This window comes from Pseudomonas sp. E1BtOHC1 (genome assembly GCF_058744285.1).
The window spans coordinates 162,141-185,679 of record NZ_CP196023.1; the positions used below are offsets into that span (position 1 = coordinate 162,141).

Here is a 23,539-nt window from a genome sequence, read left to right on the forward strand (position 1 = left end):
CTGTCGCGCTAACGGAGGTTTTTTATGCGGATTTATAAAGTCGGCGGCGCTGTACGCGATCGCCTGCTGGGTAGACCAGTCACCGACGTCGACTGGGTCGTGGTGGGCGCCAGCGCGCAAGACATGATCGCCAAGGGCTTTCGCCCGGTGGGCGCCGATTTCCCGGTGTTTCTGCACCCCAAGAGCGGCGAGGAATATGCCCTCGCTCGAACCGAGCGCAAGAGCGGACGGGGTTACGGCGGCTTCACTTTCCACGCCAGCCCGGAAGTCACCCTGGAAGAGGATCTGATTCGCCGCGACCTGACGATCAACGCCATGGCCGAGGATGATCAAGGTGTGGTAACTGATCCCTACAACGGCAAAAAAGATCTTGAAAACCGGCTATTACGCCATGTTTCACCGGCATTCGCCGAAGATCCTCTTCGAGTGCTGCGGGTGGCACGCTTTGCCGCGCGCTACGCCGACCTGGGCTTCAGTGTGGCCACAGAGACGCTTGAACTGATGCGTCAACTCAGCGAGTCAGGCGAGCTTCAGGCCCTGACAGCCGAGCGCAGCTGGAAGGAGATGTCTCGAGCCCTGATGGAAGATCAGCCCCAGGTCTTTATCCAGGTATTGCGTGACTGCGGCGCCCTGGCCGTATTGATACCTGAGGTCGATGCTCTGTTCGGCGTTCCCCAGCCACCGACCCACCACCCTGAAATAGACACCGGCCTGCACACCCTCAGCGTGTTGCAGCAAGCGGCGCTGCACCAGCACCCCCTCTCGGTACGCTGGGCCTGCCTGCTCCACGACCTGGGCAAAGGCGTGACGCCCGAGGAAGAGTGGCCACGGCACATCGGCCACGAACACAAGGGGCTGGACTTGATCAAGGCCGTCAATGAGCGATTCAAGGCACCACGGGAATGCCAGGAGCTGGCGCTGTTGGTGGGCCAATATCACACCCACGCCCACAAGGCGCAGGAACTGAAGGCTTCGACACTGCTTGAGCTACTGCAAAGCTTCGACGTGTTCCGTCGTCCGCAGCGCTTTGAGGAGTTCATTGGCGCTTGCGAAATGGACGCCCGTGGCCGCCTGGGACTGGAGTCACGACCTTACCCCCAAGCAGATTACCTACGCGGTGCCGCCAATGCTGCGCGCTCAGTTGCGGTTCAACCTTTGCTGGAGCAGGGTTTCAAAGGCCCGCAACTGGGCGAGGCGCTGAGGCTGGAGCGACTGAAGGCAATCAAGGCCTACAAGGAACAGCACGCCTATTGAGAAGCCGCGGACGAGGCTCCAGCCTTGTCCGCACCAGGAGAGCTCGAGGAACTACAGGCCCGGAGGCGTCAGTTGCCTACCCTGCCATTCGAAGGCCACAGGCGCCAGAACCTGATCAATCTGTGCTTCATCCCAAAGTGCCCCCAGACTCTTGCCGGCCAATGGGTGTAGCCGCTCCGGCGCCATCAGCGACAACGGCCAAAGCACAAAGGCATTCTTCAGAATCTCCGCACGGGGCAGGATCAGGCCATCGAAATTGCCAGTCAGATCACCGTACAACAACACATCGATGTCCAGCGGCAAACCTTTGCGGTCCGGGGCATAACGACCGTTGTTCGCCTCGATGAACTTCAAGCGTCGGTCCAGCTCGGTCAACGGCAAGTCGGTATAACCCGACACCACCAGATTGAAGAACGGACCGCTCTTGATTCCCACCGGCTGGCTTTCAAACACCGCCGAGCAACGCATGTCCACCAGGAAACCGGCCAAGGCATCGAGCCCGGCCCGCAGATGAACTTCACGCTCGATGTTGCTACCGAGCCCCAGAAACACCTGAGTCAGCGACATCCGCGCTCGATCTCCACACCCACACCCGTGGCAGCCGGAACAGCGCCTGGCTTGGTCAGCTTCAAATGCAGCCAAGGAATGTGAAACTCGCTCATCAACACTTCGGCAAGACGCTCGGCAAAGGTTTCCACCAACTGGTACTGGGCCTGCTCGGCAAACGCCTGGATCCGCGCGGAGACGCTGGCATAATCCAACGCCAGTGTCAGATCGTCCCCTGCGGCAGCCGGGCGATTATCCCAAGCAAAGCTCAGATCAAGACGCAGACACTGTCGGATGCCACGCTCCCAGTCGTAGGCTCCAATTACGGTGTCCACTTCCAGTCCTTCGATAAACACTCTGTCCAAGCACTCTTCTCCGCAGCACGACAAGGGCGCAATGCGCCGTTAGAATCAGGGCGTCCTCGCCCGGAATAGTTAGCATGTTTTGGTTACTGGCGATTCTCGCCTACCTGCTTGGCTCTCTGTCCTTTGCCATTTTGCTCAGCCGCCTCACGGGTAATCCCGACCCGCGAATGAGTGGGTCGGGCAATGCCGGCGCCACCAACATGCTGCGCCTGGCCGGTAAGAAACTCGCTGTCCTGACCCTGCTGGGGGATCTGTGCAAAGGCCTGGTGCCCGTGCTGATCGCCCACCTTGCGGGGCTTTCGTTGCAGCAACAGGCGTGGATCGGACTCTACGCCGTACTCGGCCACCTGTTCCCACTCTACTTCCGCTTTCGCGGCGGCAAAGGCGTCGCCACTGCTGCCGGCATGCTGCTGGGGCTCTACCCGCCGGCGGCGCTCCTGGCTATCGCCGCCTGGGCGCTGACCTTCTATCTCACCCGCACCAGCTCACTGGCTGCCTTGATCGCCACACCCCTGACTTTGCCGCTACTGGCCTGGCAGGAGCCTGAGGCGCTACTGCCGATGAGCGTGCTCACGCTGCTGATCGTCTGGCGCCATCGCGGCAATTTACGCGACCTGTTTGCCGGGCGCGAACGGCATTTTTGAATCCGGCAGATGAAAAGACTTCAGTTTGAGGCGCTAGCGCGCCTCTCTCAGAGGGCTGACAACTGCTCCATCGGCCAGCGCGCCTGCACAGTGATCGCCAGGCTTTCCTGCTGTCCGGCCTGCAAACGCTGACAGCCGGCATAGGCGATCATCGCGCCGTTGTCAGTGCAGAACTCGGGGCGAGCGTAGAACACATTGCCGTTCATCTCGGCGAGCATTTTTTCCAAAGAGGCGCGCAGGGCCTTGTTGGCACTCACGCCCCCGGCAATGACCACACGCTTGAGGCCAGTCTGCTTCAAGGCGCGCTTGCACTTGATGGTCAAAGTTTCTACCACCGCCTGCTGGAACGCGAGAGAGATGTCGCAACGGGTTTGCTCGCCGTCGTCTCCAGCACTGACGCACTGCTGCCAGGTGTTCAGGGCGAAGGTCTTCAAGCCGCTGAAGCTGAAGTCCAGCCCCGGACGATCAGTCATTGGCCGCGGGAAGACAAAGCGCCCGGGGACGCCCTGGGTTGCCAGGCGGGCGATCTCGGGACCACCGGGATAATTCAGGCCAATCATTTTCGCGGTCTTGTCGAATGCTTCGCCTGCCGCATCGTCCAGGGTCTCGCCCAACAGCTGGTATTGGCCGATGCCATCCACCCGGACCAACTGGGTATGACCGCCCGACACCAACAAAGCGACGAACGGAAATTCCGGTGGCTGCTCTTCCAGCATCGGCGCCAGCAGGTGACCTTCCATGTGATGCACGCCCAGGGCTGGAATACCCCAGGCAAAGGCCAGTGCCTGGGCACAGGACGCCCCCACCAGCAGGGCGCCCACCAGGCCGGGACCCGCAGTGTAGGCAATGGCATCAATCTCGGTGGTGACACAGTCGGCTTGCGCCAGAACCTGACGGATCAGGGGCAGCATGCGCTTGACGTGGTCACGGGAAGCCAGCTCCGGCACCACGCCACCGTAGACACGATGCAAGTCGATCTGACTGAACAGCGCGTCGGCCAGCAGGCCACGCTCACTGTCGTAAAGCGCGACGCCGGTTTCGTCGCAGGAAGTTTCTAATCCCAGTACTAGCATGGGTTTGCGCCTTGTAGAGGCTGAATTCGAAGGCGCGCATAATAGTCGCCACTCCCGCGCCCGACCAGCGGTTTTCGATCAGAGGCTTTGCATTCCGAGCGTTGAGGGGTTAACATCCGCAACCCTTAAAAACCGACGACCTCAGCCGCGATTTTTGCGACGAGAACGTTGACCCCGGTAATGAATGAAGGTAGCTCTGGATGCCAGCCGTCAAAGTTAAAGAGAACGAACCCTTCGACGTAGCTCTGCGTCGTTTCAAGCGCTCCTGCGAAAAAGCCGGTGTTCTGGCTGAAGTTCGTAGCCGCGAATTTTACGAGAAGCCGACTTCCGAGCGTAAGCGCAAAGCAGCTGCTGCTGTTAAGCGTCACGCTAAGAAAGTTCAGCGCGAACAGCGCCGCGCCGTACGTCTGTACTAATACACAGACGTTCGCTGCAAGCTTCTGCCAAGCCCGGCCCTCAGCCGGGCTAATGGCATTTGCGGAATACGCTTGATGCTTCACCGTCGAAGCCGCCCATGCGACCCAGACGAATCTGCTTCACCACGTCAGACCTGGCTTCTTGCCAGCGGTGCACGTCTTTTCTGACGAGCCTTCCAAGGCTACTGACGAGCACACCCTTACTGATTCCTACAGACGATCAGCCCAAGGCGCCCTTCTGCAGCGCCCGCTAAATGAGCTATCCGAGGCCCTCCAACAGCCACTGTCGGACTCAGCGCACCACCTCAAATAGTCGAATACTGATTGAAATTAACGTCAGTGGACGTTCGGCAGATACACTTCCCGACTGCGATCACACCGAAAACCAGGTCGAGCCGCGCACTCTTCACGCCTCACCTCACCTGATCTTTCGACAGCGTCGCCAGGGCTATTTTTCCCCGCAGTGATGACGAGAACGCAATGGCCGGGCTTATTCCCCAGAGCTTTATTGACGACCTTCTGAACCGCACCGACATCGTCGATGTAGTCAGCTCGCGCCTGCAGATCAAGAAAGCCGGCAAGAACTACACCGCCTGCTGCCCATTCCACAAGGAAAAGACGCCCTCCTTCAGCGTCAGTCCCGACAAGCAGTTCTATTACTGCTTCGGCTGCGGCGCAGGCGGCAATGCCCTCGGCTTCATCATGGACCACGACAACCTGGACTTTCCCCAGGCCGTCGAGGAACTGGCGAAAGCTGCAGGCATGGAGATCCCCCGCGAGGAAAGCAATCGCGGCCAGCGCAAACCCCGGCAGCCCACCGACTCACCGCTCTACCCACTGCTCACTGCCGCTGCCGACTACTATCGCCAGGCACTGAAAAGTCACCCGGCACGCAAGGCGGCAGTCGACTATCTCAAGGGGCGCGGCCTCACCGGCGAAATTGCCCGGGACTTCGGCCTGGGTTTTGCGCCGCCCGGCTGGGACAACCTGTTCAAGCACCTGAGCAGCGACACTTTGCAGCAGAAGGCCATGATCGATGCCGGACTGCTGATCGAGAACGCCGAGACCGGCAAGCGCTATGACCGCTTTCGCGATCGCGTGATGTTCCCGATCCGCGATACCCGCGGCCGGATCATTGCCTTCGGTGGCCGGGTTCTGGGGGACGACAAACCCAAATACCTGAACTCTCCGGAAACCCCGGTATTCCATAAGGGCCAAGAGCTTTACGGCCTGTTCGAGGCCCGCAAGAACAATCGCAACCTCGACGAGATCATCGTCGTCGAAGGCTATATGGACGTCATCGCCCTGGCCCAGCAAGGCCTGCGCAATGCCGTCGCGACCCTCGGCACCGCCACCAGTGAGGAACACCTCAAGCGCCTGTTCCGCATTGTGCCCAACGTATTATTCTGTTTTGACGGCGACCAAGCCGGACGCAAGGCTGCCTGGCGCGCCCTTGAGGCCACCCTGCCCTGCCTGCAGGACGGACGCCGCGCACGCTTCCTGTTTCTCCCTGAAGGGGAGGACCCGGACACCCTGGTCCGCTCCGAAGGCACAGACGCCTTCCGCGCCCGAATCAACCAGCACGCCCAACCGTTGGCGGACTACTTCTTTCAACAACTGATCGACGAAGCCGACCCCCGCTCGCTGGAAGGCAAGGCTCACCTGGCGACCCTGGCAGCACCGCTGATCGAGAAAATCCCAGGGGCCAACCTGCGCACCCTGATGCGCCAGCGCCTGACTGAAATCACCGGCCTGACCAATGAAACGGTGAATCAGCTAGCTCACAGCGCCCCACCGGAAGCCCCCCCGATCTATGACGCCGGCATCGACTACGATGCCATGCCGGATTATGCCGACTACCATGAGCCCCATCAGGAAGCGTACGCCCCTCAACAAGAGTGGACGCCGAAGAAAAGCGGCGGCGGCAAGAAATGGGAAAACAAGCCCTGGGACAAGAACGGCAAAGGCAAGCGCCAGGGCGATCGGGACCAGCCTCGCGGCCCTCGCGTCCCGGCGGCGGTGGAGCCTCCTACGCTGGCAGCCTTGCGCACCCTGCTGCATCACCCGCAACTGGCAGAAAAAGTTGAAGACGCCGGGCACTTTGCCGATGACGACAACACCAACACTCAGTTGCTGGTGGCCCTGATCGAAGCCGTACAGAAAAATCCTAAGCTACGCTCTATTCATCAACTGATGGCGCGCTGGCACGGCACTCAACAGGGGCACCTGCTTACCGCACTGGCAGAAAAAGAGTGGCTGATCGACGGAGATAACCTTGAACAACAGTTTTTCGACACCATTAATAGCTTGTCCGCTCGCCAACGCGAGCGTGTTTTAGAACAACTTCTCAGGAAATCGCGTCAAAGCGAGCTCAGCAGCGAAGAGAAAATACAGCTGGTTGAGCTTCTAAAACGCAATGTTCCCGCATCAAACCCGACCTCAACTGGCGCGTGAGGTCATAGCTCGGGTATAATCCTCGGCTTGTTTTTTGCCCGCCAAGACCTTCAGTGGATAGGGTGTTATGTCCGGAAAAGCGCAACAGCAGTCTCGCCTCAAAGAGTTGATCAGCCGTGGACGTGAGCAGGGTTACCTGACTTACGCGGAGGTCAACGACCACCTGCCGGAGGATATTTCAGATCCGGAACAGGTGGAAGACATCATCCGCATGATCAACGACATGGGGATCAACGTATTCGAGAGTGCTCCGGATGCGGATGCCCTTTTGTTGGCCGAAGCCGACACCGACGAAGCAGCAGCTGAAGAAGCCGCCGCAGCGTTGGCGGCTGTGGAAACCGACATTGGTCGCACTACCGACCCAGTGCGCATGTACATGCGCGAAATGGGTACGGTAGAGCTGCTCACACGTGAAGGCGAAATCGAAATCGCCAAGCGTATCGAAGAGGGCATCCGTGAAGTGATGGGCGCAATCGCGCACTTCCCTGGCACGGTTGATCACATCCTCTCCGAATACACTCGCGTCACCACCGAAGGTGGCCGCCTGTCTGACGTTCTCAGCGGGTACATCGACCCGGACGACGGCATTACGCCGCCTGCCGCCGAAGTACCGCCTCCTGTCGACACCAAAACTGCGAAAGCGGATGACGACAGCGATGACGAAGAAGCTGAAGCGACCGAAGACGAAGAAGAAGCCGAAAGCGGTCCGGATCCGGTCGTCGCTGCACAGCGCTTTGGCGCCGTCTCCGACCAGATGGAAATCACCCGCAAGGCGCTGAAGAAGCACGGCCGCGAGAACAAGCAAGCCATCGCCGAGATGTTGGCCCTGGCCGAACTGTTCATGCCGATCAAACTGGTTCCGAAGCAATTCGAAGGCCTGGTTGAACGTGTACGCAGCGCCCTGGATCGTCTGCGTCAGCAAGAACGCGCCATCATGCAGCTCTGTGTGCGTGATGCCCGCATGCCGCGTGCCGACTTCCTGCGCCAGTTCCCGGGCAACGAAGTAGATGAAAGCTGGACCGACGCCCTGGCCAAAGGCAAGAGCAAGTACGCCGAAGCCATTGCCCGTCTGCAGCCGGATATCATCCGTTGCCAGCAGAAGCTGACCGCTCTTGAAGTCGAAACCGGCTTGAAGATTGCCGAGATCAAGGACATCAACCGTCGCATGTCGATCGGTGAGGCCAAGGCCCGCCGCGCGAAGAAAGAGATGGTTGAAGCCAACTTGCGCCTGGTGATCTCCATCGCCAAGAAGTACACCAACCGTGGCCTGCAGTTCCTCGATCTGATCCAGGAAGGCAACATCGGCTTGATGAAAGCGGTGGACAAGTTCGAATACCGTCGCGGCTACAAGTTCTCGACCTATGCCACCTGGTGGATCCGTCAGGCGATCACTCGCTCGATCGCCGACCAGGCCCGCACCATCCGTATTCCGGTGCACATGATCGAGACAATCAACAAGCTCAACCGTATTTCCCGGCAGATGCTGCAGGAAATGGGTCGTGAACCGACTCCGGAAGAGCTGGGCGAACGCATGGAAATGCCTGAGGACAAGATCCGCAAGGTATTGAAGATCGCTAAAGAGCCGATCTCCATGGAAACCCCGATCGGTGATGACGAAGACTCCCATCTGGGCGACTTCATCGAAGACTCGACCATGCAGTCGCCAATCGATGTAGCCACCGTTGAGAGCCTGAAAGAAGCGACTCGCGAAGTACTCTCCGGCCTCACTGCCCGTGAAGCCAAGGTTCTGCGCATGCGCTTCGGCATCGACATGAATACCGACCACACCCTTGAGGAGGTTGGTAAGCAGTTCGACGTGACCCGTGAACGGATTCGTCAGATCGAAGCCAAGGCGCTGCGCAAGCTGCGCCACCCGACGCGAAGCGAGCATCTGCGCTCCTTCCTCGACGAGTAAGCCCAAAACCCCCAGCCCTGCTGGGGGTTTTGCTTTTTGCAGATCCCCCCTCTCCCGCCCCATAGCCCGTCTACACTCGAAACATTCCCCGTGCCATAACGAGACGGTTATGCCCAGACTGTCGGCCATGCTCCTGCTGGCACTGCTTACCTGGACCGCAACGGCTGGCGCGTTGACTCTCACCGATGAAGAACGTGGCTGGCTCAAGACCCACCCGCAACTGCGCCTGGGTGTGGATGCGTCCTGGCCGCCCTTTGAGTATCGAGACGAGGAAGGCCGTTACCAGGGCCTGGCAGCGGACTACATCCACCTGATCCAGGAACGCCTGTCAGTCACCCTGACGCCCGTCGAACCGGCCAGTTGGACCGCCGTGCTCGAAGATGCCAAGCAAGGCAAGCTGGACCTGCTGCCCGGCATCATGTCGACCCCGGAACGCCAGAGTTACATGGCTTTCACCCGCCCCTATCTCGACTTCCCCATCGTCATCCTCGCCCATGCAGGTGGCGCACAACCCCGCAACCTCAAGGACCTCTACGGTCTCAAGGTGGCGGTGGTGGAGAACTACGCTCCCCACGAGTTACTGCGCACCCACCACCCAGACCTGAACCTGGTGGCCCTGCCCAACATCAGCTCAGCCCTGCAAGCGCTGGCCACCGACGAGGTGGACGCCGTGGTGGGCGATCTGGCCTCCAGTGTCTGGAGCCTGCGCCAGCTCAAGCTTGAGGGCCTCTACGTCAGCGGTGAAACCCCATATCGCTACCAGTTGGCCATGGGCGTCCCACGGGACAGCAAGATCCTGGTGGGCATACTCGACAAGGTCCTGGCGGACCTCAGTCCCGAGGAAATCAGCGCGATTCAACAGCATTGGGTCGGCAGCGTCCTCGACCATCGGACGTTCTGGTCGGATGTCCTGATCTACGGCCTACCCGGCCTCCTGCTATTGGTCACAGTGCTGGCAGTGGTGATCCGCATCAATCGTCGCCTGAGCTCGGAGATCTCCCGCAGAGTGGCGCTGGAACAAGAGTTGCGCAGCAGTGAATACCATTACCGCAGCCTGGTGGAGAGCCTCTCGGCCATCGCCTGGGAGGCGCGTGTCAGCGACTTCACCTACAGCTATGTCTCCCCCCATGCCGAGGCCCTGCTGGGCTACCCCCTGGCCCACTGGCTGATTCCGGGGTTCTGGCGCAACATCATCCACCCCGCCGACCTGACTCGCGCCCAGGCCTTCTGCGACCACGAAGTACAGGCCGGACGCGACCACAGCCTCGACTATCGAGTGATCGCCGCCGACGGCCGATGCCTCTGGGTACGCGATATCGTCAGCCTGATCGAACACGGCCACGAACCGGTGATGCGCGGCCTGATGATCGATATCAGCGAGACAAAACACACTGAAGAAGCCCTGCGCCTTTCCGAGCAGAAGTTCGCCTCGGTGTTCCAGCAGTGCCCGGACATTCTGGTCATAGCGCGCCTGTCCGACGGCTGCCTGCTGGAGGTCAACAAGGCCTTCGAGGAGCAGATCGGCCTGAGCGCCGAAACCGTGGTGGGCCAGACCGCCACCGAGCTGAATATCTGGGGCATCCCGGGCGTCGGCCCGAGCCTCTTGCAACGCTTGCAGGCCGGCAGCATCCGCAACCTGGAAATGCCATTCCGCCGTCACAATGGCCAGCTCTTCACCGGCCTGATCTCCGCCGAACCCTTCGACCTCGACACCACCCCGGCGCTGGTGGTGGTGGTCCGAGACATCAGCCAGCTCAAGGAAACCCAGCAACAGTTGCAGACCTCCGAGGAGAAGTTCGCCAAAGCCTTCCATGCCTCGCCAGATGGGCTACTGCTGACACGACAGCGGGACGGACTGCTGATCGAGGTCAACGAGGGCTTCAGCCGAATCACCGGCTTCAACAGTGCCATGTCCCTGGATCGTTCGACTCTGGACCTGGGGATCTGGGTCAACCTCAACGAACGCAAGCAGATGCTCGACCTGTTGCAGCGGGACGGTTTTGTCCGTGATTTCAGCTGCCATATCCGACGCAACGATGGCCAGATCCGTCTCTGTGAGCTGTCGAGCCGACCGCTGCCCATTGGCGACGACGACTGCATGCTGACCATTGCCCGGGACATCACCGACCGCCAGTTGATGCAGGAAAAACTGCAGCAGGCCGCCACGGTGTTTGAGAGCACCGCCGAAGGCGTAATGATCACCGATACCCAGCAGCGCATCAGCGCCGTCAATCGAGCCTTCAGCGAGATCACCGGTTACAGCGAAAGTGAAACTTTGGGGCATACACCGCGCCTGTTGGCCTCTGGCCTGCATGACAGCGCCTTCTATGCGGCGATGTGGCACCAACTGACCCTGGAAGGCCACTGGCAGGGCGAGATTTCCAACCGTCGCAAGAACGGCGAGCTCTACCCCAACTGGCTGACGATCAACGCAGTGCGCAACAAGGATCGGCAGATCACCCATTTCGTTGCGGTATTCGCCGACATATCCAGCCTCAAGCATGCCCAGGCACGCCTCGACTACCAGGCCCACCACGACCCTCTCACCGGACTGCCGAACCGCACCCTGTTCGAAAGCCGCTTACTGACCGCGCTCAACAGCCAGGAGGAAAACGGCAGCCAGGGCGCCGTGCTGTTTCTCGACCTGGACCGCTTCAAGCACATCAACGACAGCCTTGGCCACCCGGTGGGCGACCTGCTGCTCAAAGGCATCGCGGTGCGTCTCAAGGAGCAGTTGCGAGACATCGATACTGTCGCCCGCCTGGGCGGGGACGAGTTCATCATCTTGCTCCCGGGCCTGCATCAGGCCAGCGACGCCGACCATATCGCCACCAAGCTGCTGAACTGCTTTACCGCCCCCTTCCAGGCCGGCGAGCACGAGTTCTTCATCAGCGCCAGCATCGGCACCAGCCTGTACCCCAAGGACGGCTGCGACGTTGCCACGCTGATCAAGAACGCCGACGCCGCCATGTATCGCTCCAAGGCCAAGGGGCGCAACCGGGTCGAGCGCTACACCCGCGACCTGACCGCCCAGGCCAGCGAACGTGTCGCCCTGGAGCACGAACTGCGACGAGCCATCGAACGCGGGGAGCTGTCTCTTTATTTCCAGCCCAAGATCAGCCTCAGCAACCACGAACTGGTGGGGGCCGAAGCCCTGATTCGCTGGCACCACCCCAACTTCGGCGACGTTCCCCCCGAGCACTTCATTCCGCTGGCGGAAGAGAACGGCATGATCCTGCTGATCGGGGACTGGGTACTGGAACGGGCCTGCCAGCAACTCCATACCTGGGGTCAGCGCTACGAAAATTTCGGGCCACTGTCAGTGAACCTCGCAGGGGCCCAGTTGCGCCAACCCAACCTGCTGGGCCGCATCGAACAACTGCTGCGCGACTATGACCTGCAGCCTGGGTTGCTGCAGTTGGAAATCACCGAGAACTTCATCATGAGCCAGGCCGAAGAAGCCCTGGAGGTGCTGCATCAGCTCAAACGCCTGGGGATGCAACTGGCCATCGACGACTTCGGTACCGGCTACTCGTCCTTGAGCTATCTCAAGCGCCTGCCTCTGGATTTTCTCAAGATCGACCAGTCATTCGTCCGCGGCTTGCCGGACGACCCTCACGATGTGGCGATAGTTCGCGCGATCATCGCCCTGGGGCGCAGCATGCAATTCACGGTCATTGCCGAAGGTGTTGAAAACCAGGCCCAGCAGACCTTCCTCACTCTCGAAGGCTGCGAGCAGATCCAGGGCTACATCGTCAGCCTGCCCCTGGAAGCCGAGGAGTTCTGCGCAACCTTCCTGCAGATCCGGGTTTCCGACTTTTCGGATAGCACAGCTGAGAAACCATCGTTATAATCCGCCGCCTACTGAGGGCCTATAGCTCAGTTGGTTAGAGCAGAGGACTCATAATCCTTTGGTCCACGGTTCAAGTCCGTGTGGGCCCACCAAACCAGAAAGCCGCGCAATGCGCGGCTTTTTTGTGCCTGACGATCGGCGTCAATCAACACCTGCTACTAAACCGCCACCGTAAATCCCGCTCACCACTCACCGTCATAACCCTGTCCAACCGGACAAAAGACGCCTGGGCGTCTTTCTCGATAAGAAAAGGATTTATCGATGGTTGAGATCACGCGCCGATCATTGGTGGGGCTCGCGACAGCCCTGCCGCTGCTTTCATTGCCTGGCTGGAGTCAGGCGGCCGAACCCGCTCCACCGCCTATCCCCTCTCCCTCCGACGATGTTTTGATCAACTTCAACGAAAGCCCCTGGGGCCCTTCTCCCGCCGCCCGCCAGGCCATGCAACAGGGCATCGCCCTCAGCGGTCGCTATCCCTACAAGATCCAGTACCGGCTCAACGCGCTCTTCGCCCGGCAACAAGGCATTGCAGAGGATCATGTCCAGAGTTTCTGTGGTTCCAAGAGCGCGTTGCAGCATGCGGTCATGGCCTTCACCCAGAGCGGCAGTCTGGTGATGGCCAGTCCCTCATACGAGGCCCCCAGGGAAGCTGCCGAAAGCCGTCAGGTCATGGTGCACGAAGTCCCTCTCGGGGCCGATCACCGCCACGACCTGCCGGCGATGCTCGCCATCGACCGCAGTCCCGGACTGATCTATCTGTGCAACCCCAACAACCCCACTGGCACCCTGACGCCACGGCAAGACATCGAACAGGCCCTGGCCCGCAAAGCCAAAGGCACAGTGCTGGTGATCGACGAAGCCTATATCGATTTTTCCGACGCCAGCACCTGCATTCCCCTGGTCAAGGAGCACCCGGAACTGCTGGTACTGCGGACGTTTTCCAAGATCTACGGCATGGCCGGGGCGCGACTGGGTTTCGCCGTCGGCCAGCCAGCACTGCTGGAACGCCTGGAAATCTTTGGCGGCTACAACGTCCCGGCCGCTTCGACCTTGCTCGGCGGCATCGCCAGCCTGGAGGAGCCAGGGCTACTGGCCGAACGCAAGCGACTCAACAACCAGTTGCGTGACCAGACCATCGCCTGGCTGAAAAACCGCGGGTTCCGTTGCACCGCCTCACAGGCCAACTGCTTCATGATCGATGTCAGGCGGCCGGCCCAGGAACTCGTCGATGCCCTGGCCGCGCAGCACGTGAAGATTGGTCGGGTCTGGGACAACTGGCCGAACTGGGCCCGGGTCAGTGTCGGTTCGGAGCAGGACATGCAGCGTTTCCGTACAGCCTTCGCCAAGGTCACCCTAAGCTGACGCGTCTTGTCTTCACCCATGAAAAAGCCGCGCAGGGCGCGGCTTTTTTAGAGTGCCGTGACGCGGTGTCTATTTCGGCAGCGCGTAGGCAATTACATAGTCGCCACGGTCCGTCGACTGACGAGCACCGCCTGCCGTGAGCAGGATGTACTGGCGGCCGGTCTTGGGCGAAACGTATGTCATCGGCCCCGACTGACTACCGACCGGCAAGCGCGCCTTCCAGATTTCGTTGCCATTGCCGGTATCGAAGGCCCGCAGGTAGAAGTCCTGGGTGCCGGCGAAGAACAACAGGCCGGATTGGGTCGCCAGGGAAGCGCCCAGGGTCGGCATGCCGATAGGGATCGGCAGGTGCATGCGAATCCCCAGCGGCCCGGTGTCCTGCACGGTACCCACCGGTACTTGCCATACCAGCTTGCGGGTCTTCAGATCGATGGCCGACATGGTGCCAAACGGTGGCTTCTGGCAAGGAATGCCCGCCGCCGAGAGGAAGCGCTGGCGCATGGCGCCGAACGGCGTGCCTTCCTGGGGCACCACGCCCATTTCGATGCCACTGGCACCGGCAGCGATCTGATCCCGGGGGATCATGTAGTTGGCCAGGCCCAAACGCATGTCGTTGACGAACATGTAGTTGCTGGTGGGGTCCACCGACACGCTGCCCCAGTTCATGCCCCCCAGGGAGCCTGGGAACTGCAGTGCGTGATCCAACCCTGGCGGGGTGTACACACCTTCATGGCGCATGCCTTTGAACTGAATGCGGCACATCAGTTGATCGAAGGGAGTAGCGCCCCACATATCGGATTCGGTCAGGGTCTGGTTGCCAATGGACGGCATTTCCACCGAGAACGGCTGGGTCGGCGAATAACGCTCGCCCGGCACATTGCCCTGGGGCACCGGCCGCTCTTCCACCCGAGCAATGGGCTTGCCGGTCTCGCGATTGAGCACGAAGATCTCGCCCTGCTTGGTGACTTGCGCCAGCGCCGGCTGTACACCGCCCTTGTCGTCCGGGATGTCGTACAGCAGCGGCTGCGCCGGCAGGTCGAAATCCCAGAGGTCGTGGTGGGTGGTCTGGAAGTGCCAGCGCACCTGGCCGGTCTTCACATCGAGGGCGACGATGGAGGAGTTCCACTGGTCATCGAACTCGGTGCGTTGGCCGCCGAAGAAGTCCGGGGTGGCATTACCGGTAGGCAGGTACACCAGGCCCAGCTTGGCGTCATAGGACATCGCCGACCAGACGTTCGGGGTGCCACGGGTATAGGTTTCACCCGCAGGCGGGCGCTTGGTGGTGTTGGGATTACCGGGGTCCCAGGCCCACATCAGCTCGCCACTGCGCACATCGAAGGCACGTACCACACCCGGCGGTTCCCCAGTGGAGAAGTTGTCCGCCACCCGGCCGCCCACGATCACGACGGACCCGGCTACCAGCGGAGTGGAAGTCTGCTGGTAGTAACCCGGCTTGATTTCGCCCATGTCGGTTTTCAGGTCGACAGTGCCCCGGTCGCCAAAGTCTTCACAGGGCTTGCCGGTTTCGGCGTTGATGGCGATCAAGCGCGCATCGCCGGTGGGCAGGAACAGGCGCTTGGTGCAAGCGGCCGGTGCGGTGGCTGGTGCACTCGCGGGGGTCGCGGAGGCATCGAAGTAACCCAGGCCGCGGCAACGCTGCCAGTTCGGCGCAAAGCCTTGAGGATCGAACTTCCAGCGCTCGGTGCCGGTGTCGGCGTCCAGGGCGAACACCTTGCCATAGGCGGTACAGGTGTAGACGGTATCGCCGATCTGCAAAGGCGTGTTCTGGTCTTCGGCACCTGCGCCGTTGCTTTCAGGCAGATCGCCGGTGCGGAAGGTCCAGGCCACCTGCAGTTGATCGACATTGCCCTTGTTGATCTGGTCCAGGGCCGCGAAGCGGTTGCCCGCCGGGGTATTGCCCCAATGCGCCCAATCCTTCTGTTCAGTACCTGGCGCCACTGGCTGGATCGCCGGCACGCTGCTCGCCTTGACCACATGGGTCGGCACGAACATGTAGGCCAGGGTAGCCACCACGCCAACCGCCAAAAGCCCCGCCAGCCCATAGGCGCCGCGTCCGGCACGAGCACCGGAAGCCCGCACCAGGCTCGGGTAGATCAACGCCACCACCAGGCCGATCACGGCGAAGGTCAGCACCCGCGAAACCAGGGGCCAGTACTCCAGGCCCGCATCCCAGACCGCCCAGATCGCAGTCAGCACCAAGGCCACCGCGTACAACCAGGCGCCACGGGGGTTACGCCGAGCGATCATTACGCCGGAAGCCACCATCGCCAGGCCCATCAGCAGAAAATAGGCACTGCCTCCCAGGCTGAGGAGGTAACCCCCGCCGCCGGCCAGACCCAACCCGATCAAGGCAATGAGAATGCCCAGTCCCCCGAGCAGCCATTTGCTGCCTGGGGCAGCCCCTGTGTTTTTCATCGTCAAACCTCAGCCATCTTTAAAACCAGGTCGCGAGAATGTACTAACCAGTTACTTATGACAACTTGTCGCAGGTCATTTGTTTCAAAAAACTTCTGACCGCGTGAGCGTAGACCCGATCCAGACAAGCGCCGGGACCAGCAGCCAGGGTTGGCGCGAGGCTGTAACATGTGCGCTCCCTCGATAGCCGTGCTGGAGCCCATCTTGTTCGATAGCCGCCCTCCCGTTCTTGACGAAGTCGACCGTCAGTTGATCGCCGCCCTGCAGATCAACGCCCGCGAAAGCGTGGCAATGCTGGCCCGGCAGTTGGGTATCGCCCGTACCACCGTGACCTCGCGCCTGGCGCGTCTGGAAAAGACCCGGGTCATTACCGGCTATGGCGTGCGCCTGGGCCAAAGGGTGGTCGACGGCGGCTTGCAGGCTTATGTGGGCATCAAGGTTCAGCCGCGCTCCGGCAAGGAAGTGCTGCGCCGCCTGAGCGGCATGGCTCAGGTCCAGCAACTGTGCGCAGTCAGTGGCGAATTCGACTACGTAGCCTGGCTGCGCACCGAATCGCCAGAACAGCTGGACCAACTGCTGGACCAGATCGGCAGCGTCGATGGCGTGGAAAAGACCACCACTTCGATCATCCTCAGCAGCAAGATCGATCGCGGGCATGCGCTATGAGGCGCATGGCCTGATAATGCCACCTCGTCAATCTGCCTCATAAATTCGTCATACTGATAAATAACAACGCATAACGACGACAGTTTGCGTCTTATTTACGTGTTTCATCCTCCCTAGAATGGCTGCCATCTTTTCCTATACTCAGCACTCTGCTGAGCCGCCCGCCAAGGTCAGCCATGAACAAGAACAATCGCCATCCTGCAGACGGTAAAAAGCCGATCACCATTTTCGGCCCGGACTTCCCTTTCGCCTTCGACGACTGGATCGAGCATCCCGCCGGCCTGGGCAGCATTCCCCAAGCCCAGCACGGCACCGAAGTGGCGATTGTCGGCGCCGGTATCGCCGGACTGGTAGCCGCCTACGAACTGATGAAGCTGGGCCTCAAGCCGGTGGTCTATGAAGCGTCGAAGATGGGCGGCCGCCTGCGCTCCCAGGCCTTCGAAGGCGCCGAAGGGATCATCGCCGAGCTGGGCGGCATGCGCTTCCCGGTATCGTCCACGGCCTTCTATCACTATGTCGACAAGCTCGGCCTGCAGACCAAGCCCTTTCCCAACCCGCTGACCCCGGCTTCGGGCAGCACCGTCATCGATCTGGAAGGGCAGACCCACTACGCACAGAAACTGGCCGACCTGCCGGCCTTGTTCCAGGAAGTCGCCGACGCCTGGGCCGACGCCCTGGAGGACGGCTCGCGCTTCAGCGAGATCCAGCAAGCCATCCGCGATCGCGATGTGCCGCGCCTCAAGGAGCTGTGGAACACCCTGGTGCCGCTGTGGGACGACCGCACGTTCTACGACTTCGTCGCCACCTCCAAGGCCTTCGCCAAGCTGTCGTTCCACCACCGTGAAGTGTTCGGCCAGGTGGGCTTCGGCACCGGCGGCTGGGACTCGGACTTCCCCAACTCGATGCTGGAAATCTTCCGCGTGGTGATGACCAACTGCGACGACCACCAGCATCTGGTGGTGGGTGGCGTCGAGCAGGTGCCCCTGGGCATCTGGCGCCACGTGCCGGAGCGTTGTGCCCACTGGCCGGCCGGTACCAGCCTCAGTTCGCTGCACAACGGTGCGCCACGCACCGGGGTCAAGCGCATTGCCCGGGCCGCCGACGGGCGCTTCAGCGTCACCGACAACTGGGGCGACACACGGGAATACGCGGCGGTGTTGACCACCTGCCAGAGCTGGCTGCTGACCACCCAGATCGAATGCGAGGAGTCGCTGTTCTCGCAGAAGATGTGGATGGCCCTGGACCGCACCCGCTACATGCAATCTTCGAAGACTTTCGTCATGGTCGACCGACCGTTCTGGAAGGACAAGGACCCGGAAACCGGCCGCGACCTGATGAGCATGACCCTCACCGATCGCCTGACCCGCGGCACCTACCTGTTCGACAACGGCGACGACAAGCCGGGGGTGATCTGCCTGTCCTACTCGTGGATGAGCGATGCCCTGAAGATGCTCCCTCAGCCCGTGGAAAAGCGCGTGAAGCTGGCCCTGGACGCACTGAAGAAGATCTACCCCAAAGTGGACATCGCCAGCCGCATCATCGGCGATCCGATCACCGTGTCCTGGGAAGCCGACCCGCACTTCCTCGGCGCCTTCAAGGGCGCACTGCCGGGCCACTACCGCTACAACCAGCGGATGTACGCGCACTTCATGCAGGACGACATGCCTGCCGAACAGCGCGGCATCTTCATTGCGGGTGACGATGTGTCCTGGACCCCGGCCTGGGTCGAGGGCGCGGTGCAAACGTCGCTCAACGCGGTGTGGGGGATCATGAAACACTTCGGCGGTGCCACCCATGCCGAGAACCCGGGACCAGGGGATGTGTTCCATGAGATCGGGCCTATTGCCCTGGCGGATTGAACAATACTGATCACGGCTGCATCGGATAACGACGAGAAGCCCTTGCGGGGCTTGGCGCCGGACCGTACGCCAAGACCGAGACATCGGCTACAGTGCCCGGTCAGCCAGTCAGAGGAGTGAGGACCATGCGTGTCGCCCTGTATCAGTGCCCGCCATTGCCGTTGGACGTGGCGGCCAATCTGCAACGCTTGCATCAGGTGGCCATGGAGGCCACCGATGCCGATCTGCTGGTGCTGCCGGAAATGTTCCTCAGCGGCTACAACATCGGCGTGGAAGCGGTCGGCGCCCTGGCCGAGGCCCAGGACGGCCCCTCGGCCCAGCGCATTGCCGCCATCGCCCAGGCGGCGGGTACGGCCATTCTCTACGGCTATCCGGAACGCAGCGCCGACGGCCAGATCTACAACGCCGTGCAACTGATCGACGCCCACGGCCAGCGCCTGTGCAACTACCGCAAGACCCATCTGTTCGGCGACCTTGATCACTCGATGTTCAGCGCCGGCGCGGATGACTTCCCCCTGGTGGAACTCAACGGCTGGAAGCTCGGTTTCCTGATCTGCTACGACATCGAGTTCCCGGAGAACGCCCGGCGTCTGGCCCTGGCCGGTGCCGAGCTGATCCTGGTGCCGACAGCGAACATGATTCCCTACGACTTCGTCGCCGATGTGACCATTCGCGCACGGGCATTCGAAAACCAATGTTACGTGGCCTACGCCAACTACTGCGGCCGGGAAGATCAGATCCGCTATTGCGGCCAAAGCAGCATCGCCGCCCCCGACGGTAGCCGGATCGCCCTGGCCGGACTGGACGAGGCCCTGATCATCGGCACCCTGGACCGTCAGCTGATGCACGAATCCCGGGCACTGAACCGCTATCTTGCCGATCGCCGTCCCGAGCTATACGACGACCTGAGCAAGCGCTGATCCGGGGATATCCGCTAGCATGGGCGCTTCTCTGTTCTGGAAGTGCTCATGCCCGCGCTGAACCACCCTCTGCCTCACGTGGAAACCCTGGCCAATGGCCTGCGGGTGTCCTTGCGTCATGCCCCTCATTTGAAACGTTGCGCCGCTGCACTGCGGGTATCTGCCGGCAGCCACGATGTACCATCGGCCTGGCCCGGGCTGGCGCACTTCCTGGAACACCTGCTGTTTCTCGGCACCGAGCGCTTCCCCGTCGAACAGGGATTGATGGCCTATGTGCGGGGCCAAGGAGGACAACTGAACGCCAAGACCTGTGAGCGCGCGACCGAGTTCTTTTTCGAGCTGCCGGTCAGCGCCCTGGCCGGCGGCCTGGAGCGTCTGTGCGACATGCTCGTCCGACCGCGGATGAGCCTTGAGGACCAGCGCCGGGAGCGAGAAGTGCTGCATGCGGAATTTATCGCCTGGTCCCGGGATGGGGCGGCGCAACGTCAGTTCGCACTGTTCGACGGCCTGTCCGCCGCTCACCCGCTGCGGGCCTTCCATGCTGGCAACCGCTACAGCCTCAATCTGCCCAGCCAGGCTTTTCAGCAAGCGCTGCAGCAATTTCACCGAGACTTTTACCAGGCCAGGCAAATGACCCTGAGCCTCGCCGGGCCACAGTCTCTGGAAGAACTCCGCGCCCTGGCCACACGCTATGGCGCAGATCTACCGGAGGGCCAGCGTCTTGAGCAGAGCGCGCCTCCTGCACTGTCCACTACCGGCATCGGCACTTATCAACAGCTCGATGCTCACCGTCTGGACCTGCTGTTCACCCTTGAACAGCTGCCCGAGGGCGCAACGCCCGCACTGGACTTTCTCTGCACCTGGCTGCAGTCCGCCAAGCCGGGCGGGCTGCTTGCCGGACTCCAGCAACGCCAACTGGCCCAAAGCCTGAAGGCGCAGACGCTGTACGAGTTTGCCGGGCAAGCCCTGCTGCATCTGCAGTTGAACCTGAGCACAACAGAGGCGACGGCCCCGGCCCAGGTCCGCGAACAGCTAGCGGATTGGCTGGGTTTCTTCAGCGCCCAGGACGATTGGCCAGCGCTGCGAACAGAATATGCCTTGCTGCAACAACGCCAGCTGCAAGTCGGCAGCGCCCTGGAGTTGGCCCAACGGGACAGCCGGCAGACCGTCGGCGAGCTGGATGTGCAAGGACTCAAGGCCCTCAAGGTGCTGCTGGCGCAGTTGCAGCCGCAGGTTGTGGATAACTTCAGCAGCGAGTGGCGCCTGCCACCGGGTAATCCTTTCCTGCGCAGCACCGCCGAGGCACCGCGGGCAGGACTGATTCGCGGGCAGACCAGCGCACACCGGGGACTACGCACCTTCGCCCAGGATCGCTCGCGAAGCCGGCGAGAGAGCTCGGCGTTGAACCTCAGCCAGGCGCTGCCTGCGGATAACCGCGAAGGGGCCTTGATTCTGCGCTGGCGCCTGGCTTCACCCGCTCCGACCGGCTTGCACGAACGCCTGCTGCGCAGCCTGGCACCCTTGCGCGACGACGCCGGCCAGGCCGGAGTAGCCCTGAGTTTCTCCAACAGTGGCGCTGATTGGTTGCTCAGACTCAGTGGCCTGCAGCAACCCATGCCCGCGGTGCTGCAACAGGCGCTGAAACAACTGAACCAGCCCGCCGAATCGTTCTGGCTGGAGCGCGCAGCTACGACAGACGATGCCCCCTTGATGCCGATCCGTCAGTTGCTCAAGGCCTTCAGCGAGCAGCCACAACCCGGCGAGCCGACAGTTGCACAACCCCAAACCCTGCAAGCGCTGTGGGCCGGGGCTCGATGGGATGGCCTGGCCCTGGCGCTATCAGCCGGCACTCAGGAAGCCCTTGGCCAAGCGCTGCAAAAGATGCCGGGAACAGCAGAGACGACCCTGTGCCAACCCTCACCGCCAGACGCCGCCTATCGTTGGCAGACGAACCCCGGGACATCCAGCGAACAGGCTCTGCTGCTGTTTTGCCCGACGCCCGGCACCCGCCTGGCCGATGAGGCGGCCTGGCGCCTGCTGGGCCAACTCTGCCAGACGCCGTTCTATCAGCGCCTGCGGGTGGAATTGCAGTTGGGCTATGCGGTGTTCAGCGGCATCCGCCAACGCAATGGCCAGACCGGCCTGCTGTTCGGCGTGCAATCCCCCAAGGCGACGCTCACGGAAATACTTCAGCACCTGGAACAGTTCCTCCAGCAGTTGCCGGAACAGCTCCAGGCGCTCAGCGAGCAGCTCTGGAACGAGCAGCGACAGGCTCTGGCTCAACAGTTCCAAGCCTCGCTCCTGCCCCTGGAGCAAGCCGCTGAACTGCTGTGGCAGGCGAAACTGGCCGGCCATCCGTCGGATTATCTGGAGCGGCTGCACGACAGCATCCTGGCCCTCACGCCCTTAGCCGTGACCCAGGCCGCCACGGCCCTGCATTCGGCGACAGGAGGCTGGACAGTGCTGGCGAACGGACCTTGTCCTGGAGCGCCCTGGCAAGCGGCAGAATGATCATTACGGGTACTGCAACGAGCTTTCTTCAGAATTGCGGGCAACCTTTTGCGGGAATTTAGTAAGATAGCCCCCTAAGCATCTGAACATCTCCCGCCGGAGGTGGACTATATGTATAGGCAATACCCGTCCCACCCACCTCAAAGGAGCATTTTTATGACCTGGTCCAAACCTGCTTACACCGACCTGCGTATCGGCTTCGAAGTCACCATGTACTTCGCCAGCCGCTGATTTCTGCCTCTGGCCAGAAAACGCAGCGCAACGCCTCGGCCCGTCCGGGGCGTTTTTATTTTCAGTTCTCCGTCTTTTTCATGCCTTCATCCCAGGGAGCGTCCATGTTTGTCCAGATTCTAGGTTCCGCCGCCGGCGGTGGTTTTCCGCAGTGGAACTGCAACTGCGTGAACTGCGCAGGGTTTCGCGACGGCAGCCTGCGGGCCCAGGCTCGCACCCAATCGTCCATCGCAATTTCCGATGACGGGGTGAACTGGGTACTGTGCAATGCCTCCCCGGACATCCGCGCCCAACTGCAGGGTTTTGCCCCCATGCAACCGGGCCGCGCACTGCGGGACAGCGGGATCAGCGCCATCATCCTCATGGACAGCCAGATCGATCACACCACCGGCCTGCTCAGCCTGCGCGAAGGCTGCCCGCATCAAGTCTGGTGCACCGACATGGTCCACGAAGACCTGAGCTCCGGTTTCCCCCTGTTCAAGATGCTCAGCCACTGGAACGGCGGCCTGAACTGGAACCGCATCGAGCTCGACCAGAGTTTCACGGTTCCGGCCTGCCCCAACCTGCGCTTCACCCCCCTGCCCCTGCGCAGTGCCGCACCGCCCTATTCGCCCCATCGTTTCGACCCGCACCCAGGAGACAACATCGGCCTGATCGTCGAAGACCTGCGCAGCGGCGGTAAGCTCTTCTACGCGCCGGGCCTGGGCAAGGTGGACGCGCCGCTGCTGGAGATCATGTCCGCCAGCAATTGCCTGCTGTTGGACGGCACCCTGTGGGAAGACGATGAAATGCAGCGCCGTGGCGTCGGTACCCGCACCGGCCGGGAAATGGGCCACCTGGCCCAGAACGGCCCCGGCGGCATGCTAGAAGTGCTGGAACAGCTGCCCCGCCAGCGCAAGGTGCTGATCCACATCAACAACACCAACCCGATCCTCGACGAAGACTCCGCCGAACGTGCCGAACTGGTACGCCGAAAGGTGGAAGTGGCTTACGACGGAATGAGTATTGAGCTGTAGGCCGTATCGCCCACAAGC

17 protein-coding genes and 1 tRNA gene are annotated in these 23,539 nt (G+C 61.6%); 14 read left to right on the plus strand and 4 right to left on the minus strand.

Features of this window, described 5'->3' with window-relative positions:
- Nucleotides 1-24 precede the first annotated feature (24 nt).
- Nucleotides 25-1,254 carry a multifunctional CCA addition/repair protein gene (locus tag ACSSVC_RS00790; RefSeq protein ID WP_346633095.1) on the plus strand — a complete coding sequence of 410 codons (1,230 nt, stop codon included), beginning with the start codon at nucleotides 25-27 and terminating at the stop codon, nucleotides 1,252-1,254.
- Between the two features lie 51 nt (nucleotides 1,255-1,305).
- Here ACSSVC_RS00790 and folK read toward each other — a convergent pair whose 3' ends face one another.
- Together folK and folB are read right to left on the minus strand one after the other, a co-directional pair.
- The gene (gene folK / locus ACSSVC_RS00795) at nucleotides 1,306-1,821 is read right to left on the minus strand and encodes a 2-amino-4-hydroxy-6-hydroxymethyldihydropteridine diphosphokinase (protein ID WP_492611901.1); all 516 of its coding nucleotides are present in this window, start codon (nucleotides 1,819-1,821) and stop codon (nucleotides 1,306-1,308) included.
- Entirely contained in the window at nucleotides 1,812-2,165 is a 354-nt protein-coding gene (gene folB / locus ACSSVC_RS00800; protein ID WP_123726505.1) for a dihydroneopterin aldolase, read from the minus strand. Before folB ends, folK begins: the two co-directional genes overlap by 10 nt.
- Nucleotides 2,166-2,239: 74 nt before the next feature.
- Between folB and plsY the strand changes: the two genes are divergently transcribed.
- Nucleotides 2,240-2,809, plus strand: coding sequence for a glycerol-3-phosphate 1-O-acyltransferase PlsY (gene plsY, locus ACSSVC_RS00805; RefSeq protein WP_346633097.1), 570 nt, complete (start codon nucleotides 2,240-2,242; stop codon nucleotides 2,807-2,809).
- Between the two features lie 47 nt (nucleotides 2,810-2,856).
- Here the strand turns inward: plsY and tsaD are convergent, their stop codons facing one another.
- Complete coding sequence (tsaD, locus tag ACSSVC_RS00810; RefSeq protein ID WP_404937787.1) at nucleotides 2,857-3,882, minus strand: tRNA (adenosine(37)-N6)-threonylcarbamoyltransferase complex transferase subunit TsaD; 1,026 nt, start codon at nucleotides 3,880-3,882, stop codon at nucleotides 2,857-2,859.
- A 200-nt stretch (nucleotides 3,883-4,082) separates the two neighbouring features.
- Here tsaD and rpsU point away from each other — a divergent pair, with 200 nt between their 5' ends.
- The 6 genes from rpsU (at nucleotide 4,083) to ptaA (ending at nucleotide 13,882) form a co-directional block, all read left to right on the plus strand.
- Entirely contained in the window at nucleotides 4,083-4,298 is a 216-nt protein-coding gene (gene rpsU, locus ACSSVC_RS00815) for a 30S ribosomal protein S21 (RefSeq protein ID WP_002551877.1), read from the plus strand.
- A 480-nt stretch (nucleotides 4,299-4,778) separates the two neighbouring features.
- Entirely contained in the window at nucleotides 4,779-6,752 is a 1,974-nt protein-coding gene (dnaG, locus tag ACSSVC_RS00820) for a DNA primase (protein ID WP_346633099.1), read from the plus strand.
- 67 nt (nucleotides 6,753-6,819) lie between these two features.
- On the plus strand, nucleotides 6,820-8,667 hold the full coding sequence (rpoD, locus tag ACSSVC_RS00825) for an RNA polymerase sigma factor RpoD (protein ID WP_123726509.1): 1,848 nt from the start codon (nucleotides 6,820-6,822) through the stop codon (nucleotides 8,665-8,667).
- Nucleotides 8,668-8,776: 109 nt separating this feature from the next.
- Nucleotides 8,777-12,520 carry a bifunctional diguanylate cyclase/phosphodiesterase gene (locus tag ACSSVC_RS00830; protein WP_404937789.1) on the plus strand — a complete coding sequence of 1,248 codons (3,744 nt, stop codon included), beginning with the start codon at nucleotides 8,777-8,779 and terminating at the stop codon, nucleotides 12,518-12,520.
- Nucleotides 12,521-12,535: 15 nt separating this feature from the next.
- A tRNA-Ile gene (locus ACSSVC_RS00835) sits at nucleotides 12,536-12,612 on the plus strand.
- Between the two features lie 169 nt (nucleotides 12,613-12,781).
- Nucleotides 12,782-13,882 (plus strand): pyoverdine biosynthesis transaminase PtaA, encoded by a 1,101-nt coding sequence (ptaA, locus tag ACSSVC_RS00840; RefSeq protein ID WP_346633101.1) that lies wholly within the window; start codon nucleotides 12,782-12,784, stop codon nucleotides 13,880-13,882.
- Between the two features lie 69 nt (nucleotides 13,883-13,951).
- On the opposite strand, the gene ACSSVC_RS00845 is transcribed toward ptaA, so the two are convergent.
- Nucleotides 13,952-16,318, minus strand: coding sequence for a glucose/quinate/shikimate family membrane-bound PQQ-dependent dehydrogenase (locus ACSSVC_RS00845; RefSeq protein ID WP_492611902.1), 2,367 nt, complete (start codon nucleotides 16,316-16,318; stop codon nucleotides 13,952-13,954).
- Nucleotides 16,319-16,522: 204 nt separating this feature from the next.
- On the opposite strand from ACSSVC_RS00845, the gene ACSSVC_RS00850 reads away from it, so the two are divergent.
- The 6 genes from ACSSVC_RS00850 to pqqB all read left to right on the plus strand — a co-directional run bounded on the left by ACSSVC_RS00850 (nucleotide 16,523) and on the right by pqqB (nucleotide 23,521).
- Entirely contained in the window at nucleotides 16,523-16,984 is a 462-nt protein-coding gene (locus ACSSVC_RS00850; protein WP_346633103.1) for an Lrp/AsnC family transcriptional regulator, read from the plus strand.
- A gap of 176 nt (nucleotides 16,985-17,160) precedes the next feature.
- Complete coding sequence (locus tag ACSSVC_RS00855; RefSeq protein WP_346633104.1) at nucleotides 17,161-18,843, plus strand: flavin monoamine oxidase family protein; 1,683 nt, start codon at nucleotides 17,161-17,163, stop codon at nucleotides 18,841-18,843.
- Nucleotides 18,844-18,968: 125 nt separating this feature from the next.
- Complete coding sequence (locus tag ACSSVC_RS00860) at nucleotides 18,969-19,763, plus strand: carbon-nitrogen hydrolase family protein (RefSeq protein ID WP_346633105.1); 795 nt, start codon at nucleotides 18,969-18,971, stop codon at nucleotides 19,761-19,763.
- Nucleotides 19,764-19,811: 48 nt separating this feature from the next.
- On the plus strand, nucleotides 19,812-22,274 hold the full coding sequence (gene pqqF / locus ACSSVC_RS00865; RefSeq protein WP_492611903.1) for a pyrroloquinoline quinone biosynthesis protein PqqF: 2,463 nt from the start codon (nucleotides 19,812-19,814) through the stop codon (nucleotides 22,272-22,274).
- Nucleotides 22,275-22,430: 156 nt separating this feature from the next.
- Nucleotides 22,431-22,505 (plus strand): pyrroloquinoline quinone precursor peptide PqqA, encoded by a 75-nt coding sequence (gene pqqA / locus ACSSVC_RS00870; protein WP_003194766.1) that lies wholly within the window; start codon nucleotides 22,431-22,433, stop codon nucleotides 22,503-22,505.
- 104 nt (nucleotides 22,506-22,609) lie between these two features.
- The gene (gene pqqB, locus ACSSVC_RS00875; RefSeq protein ID WP_492611904.1) at nucleotides 22,610-23,521 is read left to right on the plus strand and encodes a pyrroloquinoline quinone biosynthesis protein PqqB; all 912 of its coding nucleotides are present in this window, start codon (nucleotides 22,610-22,612) and stop codon (nucleotides 23,519-23,521) included.
- The last annotated feature ends 18 nt before the right edge of the window (nucleotides 23,522-23,539 follow it).